This window comes from Streptococcus parasanguinis (assembly GCF_015556095.1).
Taxonomy (GTDB): domain Bacteria; phylum Bacillota; class Bacilli; order Lactobacillales; family Streptococcaceae; genus Streptococcus; species Streptococcus parasanguinis_Q.
Window position 1 is genome coordinate 82148 of the sequence record NZ_JADNLT010000002.1, and the last position, 20663, is coordinate 102810.

The 20663-nt window shown below is 41.7% G+C and carries 19 protein-coding genes; 17 read left to right on the forward strand and 2 right to left on the reverse strand.

The annotated features are described in order from the left end of the window. The first annotated feature begins 1 nt into the window (after position 1). Positions 2 to 319 (forward strand): DUF4298 domain-containing protein, encoded by a 318-nt coding sequence (locus I2E70_RS03580; protein WP_024054950.1) that lies wholly within the window; start codon positions 2 to 4, stop codon positions 317 to 319. A 346-nt stretch (positions 320 to 665) separates the two neighbouring features. Continuing rightward, complete coding sequence (locus I2E70_RS03585) at positions 666 to 2591, forward strand: LPXTG cell wall anchor domain-containing protein (RefSeq protein ID WP_195423465.1); 1926 nt, start codon at positions 666 to 668, stop codon at positions 2589 to 2591. Positions 2592 to 2636: 45 nt separating this feature from the next. On the opposite strand, the gene I2E70_RS03590 is transcribed toward I2E70_RS03585, so the two are convergent. After that, a complete protein-coding gene (locus tag I2E70_RS03590) occupies positions 2637 to 2807 on the reverse strand; it encodes a DUF3042 family protein (protein WP_003002781.1) in 171 nt (56 codons plus the stop codon). A gap of 83 nt (positions 2808 to 2890) precedes the next feature. Here I2E70_RS03590 and miaA point away from each other — a divergent pair, with 83 nt between their 5' ends. The 10 genes from miaA to I2E70_RS03640 all read left to right on the forward strand — a co-directional run bounded on the left by miaA (position 2891) and on the right by I2E70_RS03640 (position 12547). Beyond that, positions 2891 to 3778, forward strand: a complete 888-nt coding sequence (miaA, locus tag I2E70_RS03595; RefSeq protein WP_195423467.1) for a tRNA (adenosine(37)-N6)-dimethylallyltransferase MiaA — start codon at positions 2891 to 2893, stop codon at positions 3776 to 3778. Continuing rightward, entirely contained in the window at positions 3771 to 5018 is a 1248-nt protein-coding gene (gene hflX, locus I2E70_RS03600) for a GTPase HflX (protein ID WP_195423469.1), read from the forward strand. The genes miaA and hflX overlap by 8 nt, the downstream gene beginning before the upstream one ends. Continuing rightward, complete coding sequence (locus I2E70_RS03605; RefSeq protein WP_195423471.1) at positions 5002 to 5631, forward strand: cystathionine beta-lyase; 630 nt, start codon at positions 5002 to 5004, stop codon at positions 5629 to 5631. Before hflX ends, I2E70_RS03605 begins: the two co-directional genes overlap by 17 nt. 3 nt (positions 5632 to 5634) lie before the next feature. Further along, positions 5635 to 6564 (forward strand): ribonuclease Z, encoded by a 930-nt coding sequence (gene rnz / locus I2E70_RS03610; protein ID WP_003011107.1) that lies wholly within the window; start codon positions 5635 to 5637, stop codon positions 6562 to 6564. A 1-nt stretch (position 6565) separates the two neighbouring features. Then, entirely contained in the window at positions 6566 to 7321 is a 756-nt protein-coding gene (locus I2E70_RS03615; protein WP_195423473.1) for an SDR family NAD(P)-dependent oxidoreductase, read from the forward strand. A gap of 10 nt (positions 7322 to 7331) precedes the next feature. Then, entirely contained in the window at positions 7332 to 8042 is a 711-nt protein-coding gene (locus tag I2E70_RS03620; protein ID WP_195423474.1) for a class I SAM-dependent methyltransferase, read from the forward strand. 1 nt (position 8043) lies between these two features. Beyond that, positions 8044 to 8448, forward strand: a complete 405-nt coding sequence (locus tag I2E70_RS03625) for a GNAT family N-acetyltransferase (protein ID WP_195423476.1) — start codon at positions 8044 to 8046, stop codon at positions 8446 to 8448. Positions 8449 to 8689: 241 nt separating this feature from the next. Beyond that, positions 8690 to 10168 carry a hypothetical protein gene (locus I2E70_RS03630; protein ID WP_229060254.1) on the forward strand — a complete coding sequence of 493 codons (1479 nt, stop codon included), beginning with the start codon at positions 8690 to 8692 and terminating at the stop codon, positions 10166 to 10168. Between the two features lie 188 nt (positions 10169 to 10356). Continuing rightward, on the forward strand, positions 10357 to 11748 hold the full coding sequence (locus I2E70_RS03635; protein WP_195423480.1) for a hypothetical protein: 1392 nt from the start codon (positions 10357 to 10359) through the stop codon (positions 11746 to 11748). 34 nt (positions 11749 to 11782) lie between these two features. Next, positions 11783 to 12547, forward strand: a complete 765-nt coding sequence (locus tag I2E70_RS03640) for a hypothetical protein (RefSeq protein ID WP_195423481.1) — start codon at positions 11783 to 11785, stop codon at positions 12545 to 12547. A gap of 191 nt (positions 12548 to 12738) precedes the next feature. Here I2E70_RS03640 and I2E70_RS03645 read toward each other — a convergent pair whose 3' ends face one another. Further along, a complete protein-coding gene (locus tag I2E70_RS03645) occupies positions 12739 to 14925 on the reverse strand; it encodes an LPXTG cell wall anchor domain-containing protein (protein WP_195423483.1) in 2187 nt (728 codons plus the stop codon). 479 nt (positions 14926 to 15404) lie between these two features. Here I2E70_RS03645 and recJ point away from each other — a divergent pair, with 479 nt between their 5' ends. The 5 genes from recJ (at position 15405) to I2E70_RS03670 (ending at position 20630) form a co-directional block, all read left to right on the forward strand. Next, positions 15405 to 17630, forward strand: coding sequence for a single-stranded-DNA-specific exonuclease RecJ (gene recJ / locus I2E70_RS03650; protein WP_195423485.1), 2226 nt, complete (start codon positions 15405 to 15407; stop codon positions 17628 to 17630). Further along, positions 17627 to 18220, forward strand: coding sequence for a TipC family immunity protein (locus I2E70_RS03655; protein WP_195423488.1), 594 nt, complete (start codon positions 17627 to 17629; stop codon positions 18218 to 18220). The genes recJ and I2E70_RS03655 overlap by 4 nt, the downstream gene beginning before the upstream one ends. A 158-nt stretch (positions 18221 to 18378) precedes the next feature. Further along, positions 18379 to 18891: an adenine phosphoribosyltransferase gene (locus I2E70_RS03660; protein WP_195423490.1), complete on the forward strand. Its 513-nt coding sequence runs from the start codon at positions 18379 to 18381 to the stop codon at positions 18889 to 18891. Positions 18892 to 18992: 101 nt separating this feature from the next. After that, positions 18993 to 19937, forward strand: a complete 945-nt coding sequence (gene metA, locus I2E70_RS03665; protein ID WP_195423492.1) for a homoserine O-acetyltransferase MetA — start codon at positions 18993 to 18995, stop codon at positions 19935 to 19937. Positions 19938 to 19946: 9 nt separating this feature from the next. Beyond that, positions 19947 to 20630 carry a DnaD domain-containing protein gene (locus I2E70_RS03670; RefSeq protein WP_195423494.1) on the forward strand — a complete coding sequence of 228 codons (684 nt, stop codon included), beginning with the start codon at positions 19947 to 19949 and terminating at the stop codon, positions 20628 to 20630. The last annotated feature ends 33 nt before the right edge of the window (positions 20631 to 20663 follow it).

The window sequence follows — 20663 nt, forward strand, 5'->3', positions numbered from 1 at the left end:
CATGACAATTGCAAAGAATAAAATTGAACGCATCCAAAGGATGGAAGGTTATTTGAATGACTATGCTAAGACTTTGGAAGAAACCAAAAAAGCAGTGGATCGACTAAAAGAGCATCAAGAGAGCTATATCCAACTGCGCGATTATTATAGTAGTCAGGCCTATTTTGACGACTTGGACCTGTCCAATCAAGCGGACTTTCCAGCAGATCTACCTTGTGGTGTCTTGTCTGAAGATGCCGTCTATGATTTGTTAGACGAGCATTTTCAGATGGGAGTTGAACTCTTGGAGATCGCAACGAAGATGATCAAAGAACGGTGAAATCTTTATTTATTTTTTATCTTTCCTTAGGTGACGGCGGACGCTAGCGAACTTCTACGAAGTTCCATAGCTAATTATTGAGCCCCTTCGCTCTTGAAATTCTTAGCTCAGGCTAAAACAGTTCCCCGAACTGTTTTACTCTCAATAATTCCGAGTACCTGAAACAGATTCTGTTTCAGGTACTTTTCTCACGGCGGAAAGTAAAATATAGTTAAATAATAGTATAGAAAATAGGAATATAGTTTTGAAGAGCCATTTTTATATGTTAAGCGTTTACAATTATAACTATATAGTGTAGAATATAGTTATTAAAAACACTACTTGTAGTATTATTTGGGAGGTTCTTATGAACAAAAAAGTTAAAAAGGTTTTAGGGTATGGACTAGTGAGCTTAATGCTATGTGGTCCAGCGTTAGTTAGTAAGGTTGGTGCGGAAGAATCTGGATCTATCCAAACCACAGTCCAATTTAAAAATCATAAAGATGGTAGCCAGTCAGTTATAGGTAAGACAACGCCAAATACTAGATTAAGAATTGGTTATGATGGTACGGTAGAGACTGTATCCGATGGAGAAGGAAATTATGAATTGAAGATCCCAAGTGGGAGTGCTTTTAAGAATTATGAAAGGTTTACAATTTATAAAATTAATTCTGATGGAAACTCACGTTATGATACGGATGGTGTTGCAGATACTGAGGCTCCCAGTATTCCAGATTTTCATCTTATTGCAGGAGATAAAGTTATCAATGGAGAAGCAAATTACAATGATAGAGATGGAAATGCAACATTTAAAATAATTTTACCAAATGGAGATACCAAGGAGACTTCTACTGATTCTGAAGGAAGATGGGAATTCGAACTACCTGATGTCGGTCCAGGAGAAAAGATTAAAATCATATCAAGTGATAATGCAGGTAATACTTTAGAAAAAGAAATTATAGCATCAGAAGTTGAAGCGCCAGAAGTTGAAAAAAATATTCAGTTTAGCCCCAATTATCAACAATTGTCAGGACGTACCTATCCAAATTCTACAGTATATGTTTTATTACCAGATGGTACTAAATTATCTGCGGAAACAGGGGATAAAAGTTATTATTCGATAAATATTCCTGAAGAACACTATTTTTATAAAGGTGAAGGAAAAGCAGAGGTCTGGGTTTCAAAAAATAATAAATTTGAATCAAAAAAAATAGAAGTTGAAGGCTTTTCTGATGATGAGTCTAATTCTAATAGTGGTGTAAAGGAATTAAGTGGTACTTTATTTGTAAGGAATGATAAAAGCCAAAAATTTATGGGGTTCTCAACTACTTTTCCAAGAAATGTGTATTCATTACTTGAACTACCTGATGGATATGTAATAGAAGGTAGAACAGACGAAGCTGGATGGATAAACTTTAATATCCCAGCGGAACATGCACTTAAGAATGGTGAAAAAGGTGTTATTACTTTTAAATCTCCAGGTGGAGTTTTTAAAAACGAATTTACTGCTTATATTGTTCCACCAAAAATTGGAGAGGTAAATAATGTCATAGAAGGAAACAATACAATTGGAGGATTAGTTAATCATCATATAACGGATGAAAATGCACTAAATGAAAAATCAAAAGTTTTAATCATTCATGTAATACTTCCTAATGGGACAGAACGTTTAGTTGAGCCTGATAGTAAAGGAAATTGGATTTTATCAACCCAAGTATTAAAAAAAGGAGATGTCTTTAAAGTATTCACAGAAGATACAGTAGGTAATTTATCAGACACCTATATCATTAAAGTTGGAGAGACACCATCAGTGGTGAAACCAGAAAGTAATAATAAAGAGGAACAAAAGGTAGATAACGAACAAGGTACAAATAAAGAAACTAAGGAGAAAAGTGAAAGTAAAGAAAAAGGGAAAACGGAAATTAAACCTGCTGAGGAAAAAGTAACAACAAGTTCTCAGACTAGTCATAAGGAAACAAGTAAAGAGATTGATTTGGATAGCACATCCGGTGATAAAACTATAAACTCAAACTCTTATGTTTCAAAAGATCAGCAAGCTACTTCTAATAGTGATCGTAAAGAGAACAATGGGACAGTAGTAGGAGAGAAATCAAAAACTGGATATTCTAATAATACGAATTCAGGCTTAACTTCTTCTGTTCAGAAGGTCCAAGGTAAGCAGAATAGATCATTACCTAATACTGGTACTGTAAATCATTTATTTGCTATGATTTCAGGTCTTGTTTCATTTATAGTTGGATCAGTCATTTTTAGACTGAAAAGAAGCAACTAACAACCACACAAAAAAAGCTCCGGTTTCCCGGAGCTTTTTGAATGATTAGTGTGAGACACGGCGACGTGCTGCTTTTTTGCGGTTTTCTTCGATGAAAGCTGCTTTTTGTTCTTCTGGTTCGATTACTTTTTTCTTGAATGTGTAAACTGCACCTGCGACAGCAGCAACTGTACCAGCAACACCAGTAACAAAACCTTTACCAAATCCTTTAGCCATGAGAATTTCTCCTTTTCTGAACTTTAAATATTTATGTTATAATATATGGTAACGAAAAAACGTGAATTTTGCAAGGAAAAACGATGAAAACCAAGATAATTGTGATTGTGGGACCGACTGCTGTTGGAAAAACAGCTCTTGCGATCGATTTGGCGCAAGCCCTCAATGGTGAGATTATCAGTGGCGATAGCCAACAAGTCTATCGCAAGCTAGATATTGGAACAGCCAAGGCGACACCAGAAGAGCAAGCTGCAGCTCCCCATCATTTGATCGATGTACGGGAGGTGACCGAGTCTTACTCGGCTTTTGATTTTGTAAGAGAAGCCAAGATTGCCATTGAAGATATCACAGCTCGAGGAAAGCTTCCTATCATTGCAGGTGGGACGGGTCTTTACATCCAAAGTTTGCTCGAAGGTTATCATTTAGGTGGTGAAGTTCCTCATGAAGAGATTCTGGCCTATCGCGCTCAATTGGACTTGTTGTCGGACGAAGACTTGTACCAAAGAGTGGCGGAGCAAGGACTTGTGATTCCTCAGCTCAATCGCCGTCGGGCCATGCGGGCTCTTGAAATTGCGCATTTTGGGCAGGACCTTGCAAACGAAGAGACCGATTATGACCCCTATCTCATCTGTCTAGATGATGAACGGTCCTTGATCTATGAGCGCATCAATCGCCGAGTAGATCGCATGCTAGAGGAAGGCTTGCTGGATGAAGCCCGTTGGCTCTATGATGACCATCCGGAGGTTCAGGCAGCTAAAGGCATTGGGTACAAGGAACTCTTTCCTTACTTTAAGGGAGAGCAGAGCCTTGAGGAAGCCAGTGAGATCCTCAAGCGCAATACGCGGCGGTTTGCCAAACGGCAGTTGACTTGGTTTCGAAATCGAATGGAAGTGACCTTTTACGCCATTTCTGCACCTCACTTCAAGGAGCAGGTTCTTGCAGATGTAAAGGAGTTTTTACAGCATGATTGAAACAGAAAAGAAACAAGAACGCATCCTTTTGGTCGGTGTGGAACTTCAAGGCACGGACAATTTTGATATGTCAATGGAGGAGTTGGCGAGCCTGGCTAAAACAGCTGGTGGAGATGTCCGGGGCTCCTATACACAAAAGCGGGAGAAATACGACACCAAGACCTTTGTCGGCTCAGGAAAACTAGAAGAAATCGCTCAAATGGTCGAAGCAGATGAGATTACGACCGTGGTGGTCAATAACCGCCTAACCCCCCGTCAAAATGTCAACTTAGAAGAAATCCTTGGGGTTAAGGTCATTGACCGGATGCAGTTGATTTTAGATATCTTTGCCATGCGGGCTAGAAGTCATGAAGGCAAGTTGCAAGTGCACTTGGCCCAGCTCAAATACCTTTTGCCACGTCTTGTCGGTCAAGGGATCATGCTCAGCCGTCAGGCTGGGGGAATTGGTTCTCGTGGACCAGGAGAAAGTCAGTTAGAGTTGAACCGCCGGAGCGTTCGCAATCAAATCACCGATATCGAGCGTCAGCTCAAGGCAGTTGAAAAGAACCGAGAAACCCTTCGTGAAAAACGCTTGGAATCACCTGTTTTCAAGATTGGTTTGATCGGCTATACCAATGCAGGAAAGTCGACCATTATGAATCAGCTGACCAGTAAGAGCCAGTATGAAGCCGACGAACTCTTTGCGACCTTAGACGCAACAACCAAGAGCATCCATCTAACAGGCAATCTGCAAGTGACACTGACCGATACGGTTGGCTTTATCCAAGATCTACCAACAGAGTTGGTATCAAGCTTTAAGTCGACCCTGGAAGAAAGTAAGAATGTAGACCTCCTGGTCCATGTCATCGATGCGTCTGATCCCAATCATGAAGAGCATGAAAAGACCGTGCTTTCGATCATGAAGGACCTGGATATGCTGGAGATCCCTCGCTTGACGCTTTACAACAAAGCAGACAAAGTAGCAGACTTTACACCAACCCAGACACCTTTTAGCTTGATTTCAGCGCGCTCTGAGACAGCCCGTGAAGATCTCCAGGCTTTGCTACTAGAAAAACTGAGAGAACTCTTTGTTCCCTTTACCATTCGCGTTCCTTTTTCAAAATCTTATCGGACACATGATCTAGAAACAGTTGCGATTATTGACCAGCGCGAATTTGAAGAGAATGTCGAGGTCATTCAAGGTTATATCACAGAGAAAAATAAGTGGAAGTTGGAAGAATTTTATGACGGATTACGTTGATTTAGCAATAAAATATGGAGGTTATACCAGCCTGGATCGGGTCTATCTGACCAATCTTTTAAGCACGATCCCTGAGGAATTGCGTCTCCGTGTGATTACGCCTCCCCCAAGTGTGATCAACGCCTATTTTGCTGAGCTCTACCAAAAGAAGAGCCCCAAGGAGGCCATGGATTATTTCTTGGACTTGAGCCGGGCATTTGACTTATTCACAGTTCAGCAAACCTTTGATGAACGAAAGCCTTTTATCCGCCTCAATTTATCAGGTAAGTCTTATGGCTTGGCTTACGTAAATGAAGAGCTAGCCTGTGTCTTTGCTGAACATCCAACAGAGGATATCACCCCTGCTATTTTATTCGAAATTGCAGAGATCTTTCCACATTGTTTGGTCTTTGAAAAAGATGGCAAGATCTGCTTGCAAGAGGCTGAACCAGAAGGGGTCACTAAAACAGAAGCCCTCTCAGCCCTAACTGACTTGATGACCTTGGAAGATGGACGCTTGAAACTGTCAGGATATAACCAAGAAGAGCTCCTCGAGTTAGCGCAAGCCTACCCAGGCAACCTTTCTTTCCGTTCAGAGAACCGGACGGCCATGATTTATATAGATAGAAAGTAGACAATGGACATTCAATTTTTAGGAACGGGAGCTGGGCAACCCTCAAAAGCCCGAAATGTATCGAGCTTGGCGCTCAAATTGCTAGATGAGATCAATGAAGTCTGGCTCTTTGATTGTGGTGAAGCGACACAGAATCAAATTTTAGAAACGACCATTCGTCCACGAAAGGTTAGCAAGATCTTTATTACTCACCTACACGGAGACCATATTTTTGGTTTGCCAGGTTTCCTATCTAGTCGGGCCTTTCAGGCCAATGAAGAGCAGACAGATCTGGATATATATGGACCAGTAGGGATCAAATCCTTTGTGATGACTAGTCTTCGCGTATCAGGCTCTCGCCTGCCTTACCGCATCCATTTTCATGAATTCGATGAACATTCTCTGGGCAAGATTTTAGAAACTGATAAATTCACAGTTTATGCGGAAGCTTTGGACCACACCATTTTCTGTGTGGGTTACCGGATCATGCAGAAGGACCTTGAAGGGACGCTCGATGCAGACAAACTCAAGGCAGCAGGGGTTCCTTTTGGTCCACTCTTTGGTCAGGTCAAAAATGGACAAGATGTCACCCTGGAAGATGGCACTAAGATCATTGCAGCGGATTATATTTCAGCCCCTCGGCCTGGTAAGATTATCACGATCCTTGGAGATACCAGAAAGACGGATGCCAGCGTCCGCCTTGGAGTCAATGCGGATGTCTTGGTCCATGAGTCCACCTATGGCAAGGGCGATGAGAAGATTGCTAAGAAACACGGCCACTCGACCAATATGCAGGCGGCAGAAGTAGCGCGTGAAGCTGGAGCGAAGCGCCTTCTTCTCAACCACATCAGTGCTCGCTTCTTATCAAAAGACATCAGCCAATTGCGCAAGGATGCATCTAGCATTTTTGAAAATGTCTATGTGGTCAAAGATTTGGAAGAAGTGGAGATCTAAGATGCGAACCATTCTCGTAACAGGAGCAAGTGGAGGCTTGGCCCAAGAAATGGTCAAGCTCCTCCCTGAAGATCGGCTGCTTCTCCTAGGCAGAAATCAAGAAAAACTGGAAAAGCTCTATGCCAGTCATCCTAAAGCTGAATGCATCGGGATCGATATCACTGATTCTTCAGCCGTCCAAGATTTGGTAGAAGAGCTCTATCAGCGCTATGGGCAGATCGATATCTTGGTCAACAATGCAGGCTATGGGATCTTTGAAGAGTTTGACCAGATTACCAATGAGCAAATTCATGCTATGTTTGAAGTCAATACCTTTGCCCTCATGCAGTTTTCACGCTTGATGGGTGCGCACATGAAGGAAGCAGGCAAGGGGCACATCGTCAACATCGTCAGCATGGCGGGGCTCGTTGCAACAGCCAAATCCAGCCTTTATTCGGCGACTAAGTTTGCGGCCATTGGCTTCTCCAATGCCCTGCGGTTAGAACTGATGCCCTTTGGTGTCCATGTGACGACGGTCAATCCAGGCCCCATTCGGACCACTTTCTTTGATCAGGCAGACCCAGACGGAAGCTATGTCAAAGCTGTGGATCGCTATATTTTGGAACCAGACTTTGTGGCTAAGAAGATTGTGAAGAACTTTGGAAAAGCAAAACGTGAGCTCAATCTGCCTTGGCTCTTGAACCTGACCCACAAGCTCTATACCCTTTTCCCACGTATCTCGGACAAGCTAGCCTGCAAGATGTTCAATTTCAAATAGGAGGAGATCGATGGCTGCAAATATTCAAGCTTATTTAGAAAACCTCCAGCAACCCTGGGGACAGATCTATTATGATATCCTTTTTGAACAATTGAAGGACATCAAGGGTAAGAGAGTGCTTGATTTTGGCAGTGGTTTTGGCCTTGTAACTAACCACTTGGCGCAAGACAATGAAGTCCTTGCTGTGGAGCCTAATGAGGAAATGGTAGACTTGCGGGCCCAGGACCATCCCTACCAGCAACTCGTTGGGAGTCTGGACCAGTTGGCAAGTCTTGAAGAGGCCAGTTTTGATGTCATCTTCTGCCACAATGTCTTGGAGTATGTCGAGGATCGCAAGGTGGTTCTCAAGGAATTCACCCGTCTCTTGAAACCAGGAGGCCTGCTCTCTATTGTCAAGCACAATGAGGTTGGCCGCGTCCTGCAGACCGTCGTTTTTGAAAATGATACTCAGAAAGCTCTCGATTTGCTAGCAGGCCACGATCTGGAAACCCACTCCATGGGCTTGGCTCAGGCCTATGATCTCGATCTAGCTGTTGAAGATCTAGCCCTTGAAGTTCAGGACTACCAAGGAATTCGAGTCTTTTATGCCTTACAGGACAATCGCTTCAAGGGCCAAGAAGGCTGGCGAGAGTCTATGCTCAAGATGGAGTTGGCGGTCTGTCAAGAGTCCCCTTACAGGGATATCGCCTTCTTCCAGCACTATACCTTAAAAAGGAGTTAAGATGTTAGATTATAAAAAAGAAATTCCAGCGATGACAGACCTACTCGCATTGTACAGTTCGGTCGGCTGGACCAATTATACCAACAACCCAACCATGCTAGAAGAAGCTGTCAAAGCCAGTCTCTGGCAGTTGGCAGTCTATGATGAGAAAGAGCTCGTCGCCTACATTCGCTTGGTAGGAGATGGCCACTCTGTTATTTTTGTGCAGGATCTTTTGGTAAGACCAGATCACCAGCGCCAAGGCATTGGAAAGAAACTCTTAGAAGAGGCTTTAGGGACTTTCCCAAATGTCTACCAACGGCTTCTTGCCACTGAACGTAGCGAGAAAAATTTAGCCTTTTACCAGTCCCTCGGCTTTGTCGAACTTTCAGAGCAAGCCTGTACAGGGATGATTTATATGAAATAAGAGAGTGGGACAGAAATCGGTAATTCGTTAGAATTCGATTTCATCGTCCCACCTCCGCACAGTTGAGTAGGGCAGTAAAAGCTGATGAAATCAGCGTAGTAGAGCCCACTCAACCACTGCGTCTTGCTTGACAATCCAAAAATAATTGAGAGGCTAGGACTTTTGTCCCAGCCTCTTATCTATTTGACTGACAAAAGGGGAGTTTGATGGTAAAATGAGGAAGAGATCAGGAGGAGATGGAATGAAGAAGAAAATAAAATGGGGCCTTGTCTTATGTTCGGTACTTATACCAGTATGTTTGAGTGCCTGCAAACAAGGAACTGTAGAAAAACAAGGTTCTTCGAATAAAGAAGTACAGAAGAAAATCGATCGAAAAAACATTCATTTTGACAAAACAGGACCTGCAGCAACATTTGATTGGGATGCAAAGAACAGTATCAGATACATAACGTTTGAAAAACTTCCACAATATATGAGGTCAGATGATAGCGATGGTATTTCAATATATGGACAGCAACCGAATGAAGCCTCTCTATCTGAGGAAGGAAGGGTTCAAAAAGCTTTGCAGGTTGTTGAAGGAGTCTATGTAGATCCAAGGGGAATAGACACAGTAATCAAGGCCAATGGGGCAAAAAATCAAGAGGATATGTATACTCGACTCTGGAACGATTATATTATCCCTAAAATTGAAAAAAACAGTAGTACTTTTGATCCAAATACTTATGTGGAATATCTTGGTGAGAAGTACCCCCTCAAAATATATGGTCCCATGTATTTGAAGCTCATGACGAATGCATTGAGCTTTGGAAAAAAATATGAATTAAAGGGCTATGCAGTTAAGGGAAACAAAGTATTTATTCGCATTCAGGTACCAACTTACTTCCCAGAGCTTTTACCGAGAGGGAATAAATATTATAAAAATCCTAATGAGTCAGATTTCAATCAAGCCTTCTATGATTGGCTCGATGAATTCCATCAAAGGTATGCTGAAAAAGAAATAAATCGAGATGATCATATTTCCTATATCATGCTTTCAACAGTTTTACAACAGTTAGTTAACAAAAATTTCGAGGCAACCTCATTATCCGGTTATGCTTATAGTAAAACTTCGCCTACGGAATTCACAGTTGAAATGGAAGTGACAAATCAAGGTGATGTTCGAATTGATTTAAAAAACTTGGCTATTCTCTTACAAATCCCTCAACAAATGAAGGGAGATAATCAGTATGGTAAGCAAGATGAGAATAATATCTTTTGGACCATCCCATCTGGAAATAATAGTGATGGACAAAAGGTAAAAGAAAAATTAAAGAATTTTAACCCAAAAAATCCTGTTAAAAGCTATGCGATTGGAGAGCCAGTTCTATTTGCTAATGGCTTAGAAGTTACACTGAATAGTGTAACAGACGATCCAAATTTGGATGTTCAGGATGATCAAGACCGTATCGATACAAAGAAAAAACAACATCGATTGATCGTCGAATTCACCCTATCAAATACAACACCTCTCAGTATTGAAAATACTCCAGATTATACAAATGTAGATCTCTATGATGGACATGGCAAATCTGCTTATATGCTGAATAATACTTTAAATTACAAACAGCCAACAGTCCTTGAAGCAGGAGAATCTGGTATATATAAAATTAACTATTTAACAGATGGGGATGGACCATTTACGGTTGTTTATGGTGATGCAAAATGGGTCTTTCAAAAATAAAGAAGAATCCTAACCTTTAGTCAGCTTATTGTAAAAGTTAGTTAGTTTAAGAAATTATCAGAAGCTTCAGTTATCAATGAATTATTAAAAAATTTATTCATATGTGGTTGGAAAAATCGGAAAACCTTTAAAGAAAACTGACAAACAAATAAGGTAATAAAATGCGGACAGAAAGTAGAAATGAGAGAATGAAGAAGGTTTTTAAATCAATCAAGTTTTGGATATTTGTATTACTCGTTACCTTGGCAGGAGGCTGGTTCATCCGGTATGAAATTCATAAGCGTGATATATCACAATTTGTAACTTGGAAACCTCGTCCAAACATAGTTGACTCCCAATTTATTGCAGGTGGGAAAGCAGTAGCCATTCAATGGGATAATAAAGAGGAAGTGGATGAGGCGCTGGAAGCATATTCGTATAATTCAAAAGTTAAAGTAGAATGGTTTATAAATGGTGGAAATAGTGAACGGTACATTGCACAAGAAAGTTACAAATTAAAATCTGACCCACGTCTCTATTTTCAATATTATATTCGTGGTAATCAAGTTCCTTACCTAACTACAAATAAAGCACAAAAGGGAGAGTACTGGCTCATTGATGTCTATGATACCAAGGACAAGCGCTTAGTGAAGAAAACATATGATGTTTTTAAGATAGTACGAGATATGGATAAGAATTATATCCCCTTATCTGTTAAAGTTTCTTCTATGTTGTTGGATACAGATGATGGAGAAACATACATTCCGATTGATATTCTTGTCGATAAGAAAGACAAATATATTGTAGAACCTGGAAATATCTATGTACAAACAGAGTATCAATCTCGTATAGGGTTAATGAATGTTAAGGATGGAAAGTTCGCTTGGAAAACCTCATCAGGCAAAGGTTATGAACAAGTTCAAAAAGAAAATCGAGAAAGCGACAAAGACTTACATCCATTTGAATACAATTTTGAAGGAGGACAATTGCAGCTCCAACATTCACGTTTGTTATTTACAGATCGTAGTGATTATACTAAGGACATCCCATTGAAAACACTCTATCCGAAAGTATATTCTATTTTAAGCAAAGGGAATAATCCAACTACTGTAAAATGGGGTGAAGAATCGACAAAAGGGGAGAATGCCTATCTATACTTTCTCGGACCAGAAGATCTCAACTTTGATATTTCATTTTTGGAACTGCTTTATAAAGTTCCAGAGCAGCGTTCAGGTGGATGGTATGATGTCCTACAGTATCATAAGATACCAGCAGAGCTTTCAAAAGATGGGCAAGAACATCTTGCGAATAACAAAAAAGAATTTTTCCAATATTTTAAAAAGGAATTAAATCAAAGTAAGGATACTACAGAGTTCTCATTGCTGAGACGCTTATATGAAGTACAGAACTACGTGGTCTCTAGAGATTTTGGTCAGTCCTTCGGTAATCTGACCATACCAGATGAGTATACTAAAGATGGGAAGGTTCATGTCGTTCAAAATGATGAAGAATTCTTCAAATATATGGATTTAGAGAAAATTCCTAATAAAAAGATGAAAGAAGATATTAAAAAAATGTTCCCATATGATGTAAAAAATTAATCGATTAGGTCGGATTTAACAAGGAGGTCAGGCTATGAAGCCAAACTATTTCAAACTATTCGCAGGAATTCCACTTATTCTTTGTTGCCTGTTTCTTTCCAGTTGTAAGATCATGAAACCGAGTGATTATAAAAAAGCGAAGGAAGTTGTCAGCAGTGAGCTTGCTAAGGTTGGTCTTCATGGAAATGTTAAAATTAATCGTCTTTCCTGGCAGGCTTTAGAAATTCCAGGTTATAATGTCGATTTTACTTATTCGGAGAAAACCTATGACGGTCAAACCGTACCTCTTGAGGTGCATGCTTTCTTACAAAATGACTGGTCTGATCCCTATGGACAAACCACTCCAAGTTATAAAGAAGTTTTTACAGAGCAGAAGATAGTACAGAAAAAAGAGGCCCAACTACTGGATAAGCTTAAAAAGCAGGATTTAGGCCTGACTCTCTCTTATTTTCATTTTATCTCCAATGTTGATTCTTCTTATCAAAAGGAGTCTGCAGAAGAGTTGGAAGAACTGGCGGCTCAAAATAGGCAAGAAGGAAAGAATGATTTCGCGGGTTATTACCAGATTCCGTACGCCACCCTTATTCAAAAGGGGATGGTTCGTATGATGATCTCAGTAGAAGATGACCAAGCCATCCAGGAAAAGGATTTAAAAGCTGCTGCTAAAAAGTTGGATGCCAGTGATATTCCAGATGGTGATTATGATTTCTATTATCTGGATTTCAAGAATAAAGATCATGAATCCATCACTTATAAATTCAACGTTAAGGATGGACAGGTTGTGAAATTGGATCAGTAAAAAAGGTAAAATAGAAAAAACGACAGCTCAGGATGAAGGTCCCTGAGCTGTTTTTGTTATCTATTAAAGAAAAACGAGATAAAAAAGAGAACCTTTCGGTTCTCTCTTATTTGTTTCAACTTCTACGAATGAGAGTAGAAGTTTCTTCGTTAGGGGGTTGATAGAAGTAAGGACTGTTCCTAATGATACGATTAGTTATCAGTCAATTTCCGTTTGATTCCAACAGCACCTGCTAAGACAAGAATTCCTGAGAAGACAAGTCCAGATGCAACAACTTCACCTGTATTTGGAAGAAGCGTTTTGCGACCTCCCCCATTGTTTCCACCATTTGAACCTGGCGCACTTGGTGTCGTTGTGGTACCAGAATGATCAGGTTTATTTGGTTTTTCGGGTGTAGTCTTAGGCTCTGCAGTAGTAGTTGTTGTTGTTGACGTTGTGCCTTCCTCACTACTATTGTGGTTTCCTGGTTCTTCTGGTGTTGTATCAGGAGTCTCAGGTGTAGTAGGTACAGTAGTCTTAGGCTCTTCAGAAGTAGTTGAAGTAGTCGAAGGTTCATCGGTAGTCGTTACTGTGGTCTTAGGCTCATCAGTTGTAGTTGAAGTCGTCTTAGGTTCATCAGTAGTTGTTACCGTAGTTGTAGGCTCTTGAGTCGTAGTAGTTGTGGTTGAAGGCTCTTGAGTCGTAGTAGTTGTAGTAGTAGGCTCTTGAGTCGTAGTAGTTGTAGTTGTAGACTCTTGAGTCGTAGTGGTTGTGGTTGTAGGCTCTTGAGTCGTAGTGGTTGTGGTTGTAGGCTCTTGAGTCGTAGTGGTTGTGGTTGTAGGCTCTTGAGTCGTAGTTGTTGTAGTAGTAGGCTCTTGAGTCGTAGTTGTTGTAGTTGTAGGCTCTTGAGTCGTAGTTGTTGTAGTTGTAGGCTCTTGAGTCGTAGTTGTTGTGGTAGTAGGCTCTTGAGTCGTAGTAGTTGTGGTAGTAGGCTCTTGAGTAGTAGTAGTTGTAGTAGTAGTCTCTTGAGTCGTGGTTGTAGTAGTCGTAGTGGTTGTTGTAGTTGGTTTATTTGAAGTGTTGACCACTTTAATCACGTTGTCATCATCAATTTTCTCAACTTTAGAAGTGTAACCTTCTGGAGTGTTAGTTTCCACTACTGAGTACTCAATCTTCTTACCGTCTTTGATACCTGGCAAATTCGTAAATGCTGCTTTCCAGCCAGAAGCTTTTGTAAGGGTTTGTGTTAACCCATCCAAGGCTTTCCCGTCCGCATACAATTGAACCGTGATATCTTTACGGTCAGCTTCTTCGTCTCCAACCCATTCTTTTTGAACAGTGACAGTTTTATCACCGCTCACCCAGAATTTCAATTCAGTGTTGTTCCAGAATGCTGGGTCAGTTTGAGGTGTTGTAATTTCATCAGCTGTCAATGTAGCATTGTTGTCAACGCGAATGGTTGTCTTAGGAATTAATGTTTGGTATTCAACGATCAATTCATCGCTAGATGCTGTTTTAAAGACATCACTGACATCTGATAAATTCACGGTAAATCCATTGCCGTCCGCATCGAATTTCACATGTTTCCAGAAGTCCCAACCAGAAGCCACCACTTGTCCACCTTTTCTTAATGTAAAGGATGGTTTCAAGTAAGTTCCCACAAAGAATTCATTTGCAGCGTGGTTTGCAGCAGGAGCAAAAGTGATTTTTGAGTAATCTACAGCTGGAGCTTGGATTTTATCCGATACAACAGGGTTTGTGATGGCTTGTTTCTTACCATCCCCGTTGATACGGATGAACCATTTTGTCAGATAGTAGTCATCACCAACATTCATCCATGCATAGTTTTCAGATGCGTCTAATTTGAATTGCTTAGCTACATAGTCACCTGTAAGGTTGTATTTATTTAAGACTGATTCAAATACGCCAGGACCGTCAGGACGTGTAATGATGACAGATTCTGAACCGACTTTAGAAGTGGCGGTCTTGTTTCCAGGATTTCCTGGAGTGCTATCCCATTCTGCTTTGTATGAGAATCCACCTTTGACATTTTCGTTCATTGACTCGATTGCTTTTTTAAAGGTAAAAGTAATCTTTTTGTTTGTCATCGAAATGGTTGCGACTTCAGCTCCATTAGCTTGGAGTGATTGTGTTGCGATTTCAGTGATATTGACACCCTCTGGAGCATCAATGGTAAATGTATCACCGTCTTTAACTGATTTACCAGTTAAATCCCAGTCAAATGAAAAGATAACTTTTTGTCCACTTGCTTGGGCCTTTAAGTTGGTGACGGTTGGTGAAACAGTGGCCGCGCTTACGGGTTTGATCACAGACAAGCCCAAGGCTACCACGCCGATGATAGCTACAAATGCAACTATCTTTTTATAAAGAGATTTCAATTGGCCTCATTTCCTTTCTTCTGCCTGCCCTTTCCGAGGCTTTTCTACATAGTGATATATCCCAAAATAGAAAGGCTTCTAATTTCTACTCCATGAAACCAGCTGCCTCAGTTTAGGATAGATCGATGAATTATATGCTCCTCTTTATGCATTAAAAGAAAACAAACCCACCGACAAAATCAGCTCAAACCCTCTAACTACGTTTGTTTAGATAGAAAAACAAGGGAAATGACAAGCGTCATAATGTTAAAGTGATAATAAACGTTGCAAATTTTAACTGAATAATCATCCCATTGCATATTTAAAAGATTATTATCAACATTATTATATTCTTTTAGTGTGATAAGTCAAGTTAAATGCAACAAAAATAAAGAAAAATGTTGATTTTGATTTTTGTATAAGTCGACCTTTTATTTCCCGCCATTTTAGCCTTTCATGTTATAATATTCAGATAAGAAAAAGAGGAGACCAAAAGCTAGATGATCACTTCAAAATACGATTGGCAGTTAGCTTCGCCAAGTGCAGATGAGGCCTTTTTAGCCCTTGCCAAAAAAGCAGGCCTGGAAGCGTCCGTAGCAACCTTGCTGTATGAGCGTGGCATTCAGACCAAAGAGGATTTAGAAGACTTTTTAGAACCCAAGCTGGAGAAGCTACACGACCCTTATTTGCTCCATGATATGGACAAGGCAGTGGAGCGCATCCGACGGGCCATCGAAGATTATGAGCAGATCCTCATCTACGGAGACTATGATGCGGACGGGATGACCTCAGCCTCTATTATGAAGGAAACCTTGGAGCAGATGGGAGCAGAGGTGCAAGTCTACCTACCCAACCGCTTCACAGACGGCTATGGTCCCAATGAGAGTGTCTATAAATACTTTATTGAGCAGCAAGGCATTTCCCTGATTGTCACGGTGGACAATGGGGTCGCGGGCAATCAAGCCATTGCCATGGCCCAAGCGATGGGAGTCGATGTCATCGTGACCGACCACCACTCTATGCCAGAGGTTTTGCCAGATGCCTATGCGATCATTCATCCGGAGCATCCAGATGCGGATTATCCCTTCCATTATCTAGCAGGATGTGGTGTGGCCTTTAAGTTGGCCTGTGCCCTCTTAGAGGAAGTACCAGTCGATCTCTTAGACCTGGTAGCAATTGGGACCATTGCTGACATGGTCAGTCTGACAGATGAGAATCGGATTCTGGTCAAATACGGTCTGGGTATTCTCCAACATACCCAGCGCATGGGCTTGCAGGAGCTTTTGGAGATCGCAGGGATTCGTCCGGAGGATGTCAATGAAGAAACGGTTGGTTTTCAGATTGCTCCTCGTCTCAATGCCCTTGGTCGCCTCGATGACCCTAATCCAGCTATCGAACTACTGACTGGTTTTGACGATGAAGAGGCGCACGAGATTGCCCTCATGATCCATCAGAAGAATGAAGAACGAAAAGAGATTGTCCAAGCCATCTATGACGAAGCCAAAACCATGGTCGATCCAAGTTTGTCCGCCCAAGTCTTGGCCAAAGAAGGCTGGAATCCAGGGGTCCTTGGTATTGTCGCCGGCCGTTTATTAGAAGAGCTTCATCAGCCGGTCGTTGTTTTAAGTATCGAAGATGGACGGGCTAAAGGAAGCGCTCGGAGTCCCGAGTCGGTCAATATCTTTGAGGCCCTCGATCCCCACCGGTCGCTCTTTGTCGCCTTTGGAGGACATGCTGGTGCGGCAGGGATGACGCTGGAGGTGGACCAACTTCCTGCCTTGTCTCGGGCTCTTACGGATTACATTGCTGAACAAGAGATTGATCTCAGTAGCAAGTCTAGCTTAGCCATCGACGAGGAACTGCATCTAACAGAACTAACGCTTGAGACCTTGAAAAGCTTTGATCGCTTGAGTCCTTTTGGCATGGACAATAAAAAACCAGTCTTTCTGGTCCGTAATTTCAAGGTAGAAGGGGCACGCTCGATGGGAGCCGGCAATACCCACTTGAAACTCAAAATTTCTCAAGAAGATGCGACCTTTGAGGTGGTTGCCTTTGGCTTGGGAAGTTTAGAGGCAGAGTTTGCACAGTCGCAAGACCTAGAGTTAGCTGTGCAGTTGTCGGTCAACCAATGGAATGGTCAAACGACTCTTCAGCTCATGCTGGTGGATGCGCGTGTGGACGGCGTGCAGCTCTTTAATATCCGCTCCAAAAATGCCAGCCTCCCCGCAGGTGTTCCCGTTCTTGATTTTACTAAAGAACTGCCAGATCTGACAGGCGAGCCCGCTGTTGTAGTTGGAAATATCCCTGAGGATTTAGAGCAACTACGGCAAATCTTCCAAGAGCATGATTTCCAAGCCGTCTATTTCAAAAATGAGATCGCCAAAGCCTACTATCTGACAGGATACGGCAGCAGGGACCAGTATGCCAAGCTCTATAAGACCGTCTACCAGTACCCGGAATTTGATGTCCGCTACAAACTCAAAGACCTAGCAGCCTATCTCAAGATCCAGCAGATCCTCTTAGTCAAAATGATTCAGATCTTCCAAGAACTGGGCTTTGTGACCATTGAAAATGGCATCATGAAGGTTAATAAAGAAGCAGAAAAACGCGAAATCGCAGAAAGCAGCATCTACCAAAACCTCAAACAAACCGTGAAAGAGCAGGAGTTGATGGCCCTTGGAACGGTTCGTGAAATCTACGACTATCTGACAGGTCAGGCCTCATGAAAAAACACCTAAAACAGTTTCTCTGGCTCACCCCCTTCTTGCTTTTTGCTCTTTATTGGCTAGGAATCTACCTGAGCCTCAAAAACCCCATGGAAGAAATTAATTACTCTGAAAATGGTGGGTGGATACGCTACGTGATGTTCAAGCCTTATACGCAGATCATTGGAAGTGATGATACTTTTCAAGAGGGTGAAGGACATAAAACTTTCTCTTTTTCCAAAAATATTGTTGATGATAAGCAACATCTTTCTGTAACAGTATTTAAGGGAACTTCTGATTGGTTATATTTGTATGATCATGAGTTGGATAGTAAAACCATGATTGGATTTGGATTTGTTTATGACTCTCATAAAAAAGCTATAGTGCAAGAAAAAGTATATCTAGAAACAGATAACAAAATCTATAAAGACCAGCAACTCCTTGATCAACTTGCCACCTACGGCAAAGACCGCACGCGGTTGAAAAACCAAAGCAAGAAAGTCGCTGAGCAATACATCCTCGGTACCTGGTTCAAGAATGGAAGTTCCCGTTATTCCTTGAAAAACTTGGGGGATATGAAAATCGAGTACAACAAATTGATAGAAGAGTAGTAAGTTTTTTTGGAATCCAATCCCACATCATTTTTCAGATGTGGGATTTTTGCTTTTGACGCGGGGAGCTTGGGAAAATGATTTGGCAAAAATGATGCAAGTTAGTAGAATTCATGGTATAATGGAATGTAAAAATTTTTTATGAAAGAAAGTTAACCATGAATTTAAAAGATTACATTGCAAGCATTGAAAACTATCCACAAGAAGGAATTACCTTCCGTGATATCAGCCCTTTGATGGCAGATGGTAATGCTTATAGCTATGCGGTTCGTGAGATCGTTCAATACGCAACCGATAAGAAGATCGATATGATCGTCGGTCCTGAAGCGCGTGGTTTCATCGTTGGATGTCCAGTCGCTTTTGAATTGGGAATTGGTTTTGCACCTGTTCGTAAGCCTGGTAAGTTGCCACGTGAAGTCATCTCTGCTGACTACGAAAAAGAATATGGTGTCGATACCCTCTGTATGCACGCAGATGCTATCAAACCAGGTCAACGTGTCCTCATCGTTGATGACCTCTTGGCTACGGGTGGTACCGTTAAAGCAACCATCGAAATGATCGAAAAACTCGGTGGGATCGTTGCAGGGTGTGCCTTCTTGATCGAGTTGGATGAATTGAAAGGTCGCGAAGCGATCGGCGATTACGACTACAAAGTCTTGATGCATTACTAATATAGTCTATTACTATAACTGGATACAGAAAAACCATAATTGAAAACTATAAGCTCCTATCATATAATGTTAGTTAAGAACTTGTAAGATGGGAGCTTTTTATGCCAATTACTCTAGATAAAAAATTACCAGCAGTCGATATCCTTCGTTCAGAAAATATTTTTGTCATGGATGATGTTCGAGCAACTCACCAGGATATTCGTCCTATAAATGTTCTGATTTTGAATCTCATGCCGACTAAGGAAGCAACTGAGACTCAACTGCTACGCCTCCTGGCCAACACGCCCTTGCAGATCAATGTAGATTTCCTCTACATGGCGAGCCATGAATCCAAGAATACAGCGGCAGAGCATTTGGAGAGCTTCTACAAGACCTTTGAGGATATCAAGGAGAATTACTATGATGGCTTGATTGTGACAGGGGCTCCTGTCGAAAAGATGGACTTTGAAGAAGTAGACTACTGGGAAGAATTGACCCAGGTCTTTAAATGGTCTAAGCGGCATGTCTTTTCAACCTTGCACCTTTGTTGGGGGGCCCAGGCTGGACTGTACCACCGTTACGGAATTCAAAAAGTAGAGCTCTGTGACAAGCTATCGGGTATCTATGACCAGGCAGTGGTGCGTCCCGATAGTCTGCTCATGAGAGGCTTTGACGATCGCTTCCTTGCCCCTCATTCTCGCTATACGGATGTTCCTTTGAAGGAAGTCCTTGAAAAGAGCAATCTTCAGGTGATCGCGCAAGGAAATGAAGTTGGCCTTTCCATCATTGCCAGTCCAGACATGCGTGAGGTGTATAGCTTTGGCCATCTGGAATATGATCGCGATACACTGGCAAAAGAATACCACCGAGATGTCAAGGCGGGCTTGGATCCGGACGTTCCCAAGAATTACTTTGATGGGGATGACGCTAATACAGAGCCTCGCATTCGTTGGAATCTAGCTGCAACGACCTTCTTTAGTAATTGGATCAACTATGCGGTTTATCAAGAAACACCTTACCGCTTGGAAGAATTGGAAAAAGATATTTCATTTTATGGTTACCTATAAAGGGGAATTATGACATATTCACAAGCATTTAAGTATGGCAACTTGGTTCTTCCAAGTGCCTTGCTTTTTCATTATCATGAATTGTTTGACCAAGCAGATGACTACTTGGTTTGGCAGTTTTTCTTCCTTCAAAATACGACCGGCCAAGAGGCCTTGACTCCTAATCAGATTGCTAGTCATCTAGGAAAAACAGTGACAGAGGTCAATCGGATTATGTCCAATTTGACCACCAAGGGACTTCTTCAATACCGGACGATTGAGCTCAATGGCGAGATTGAAGCCATCTTTGATGCGACCATTGCTCTGGAGCGCTTGGATGAGATTTTAGAAGCCCAATTACAAGGGAAGGCACAGAGCGCGCCTGCTAAGGGAAATGTCATCAAGGACTTGGTGGAAACCTTCCAACAAGAACTGGGACGACTCTTGACGCCTTTTGAGATTGAAGACTTGACCAAGACTGTGCGCGAGGATCAGACAGATCCAGATGTGATAAAGGCAGCATTACGAGAAGCTGTCTTTAACGGCAAGCCTCATTGGAAATATATCCAAGCCATTTTACGCAACTGGCGCAGTGAAGGCATCAACAGTCTAGCCCAAGTAGAGGCGAAACTACAAGAACGCGAGCAAGCCAACCCACGCAATGTGACCGTTTCAGACGATTTCTTGAAGGCCATGGATTTGTGGAAAGATTAAAAAAACTAGCACTTTATAAAAGTGCTAGTTTTT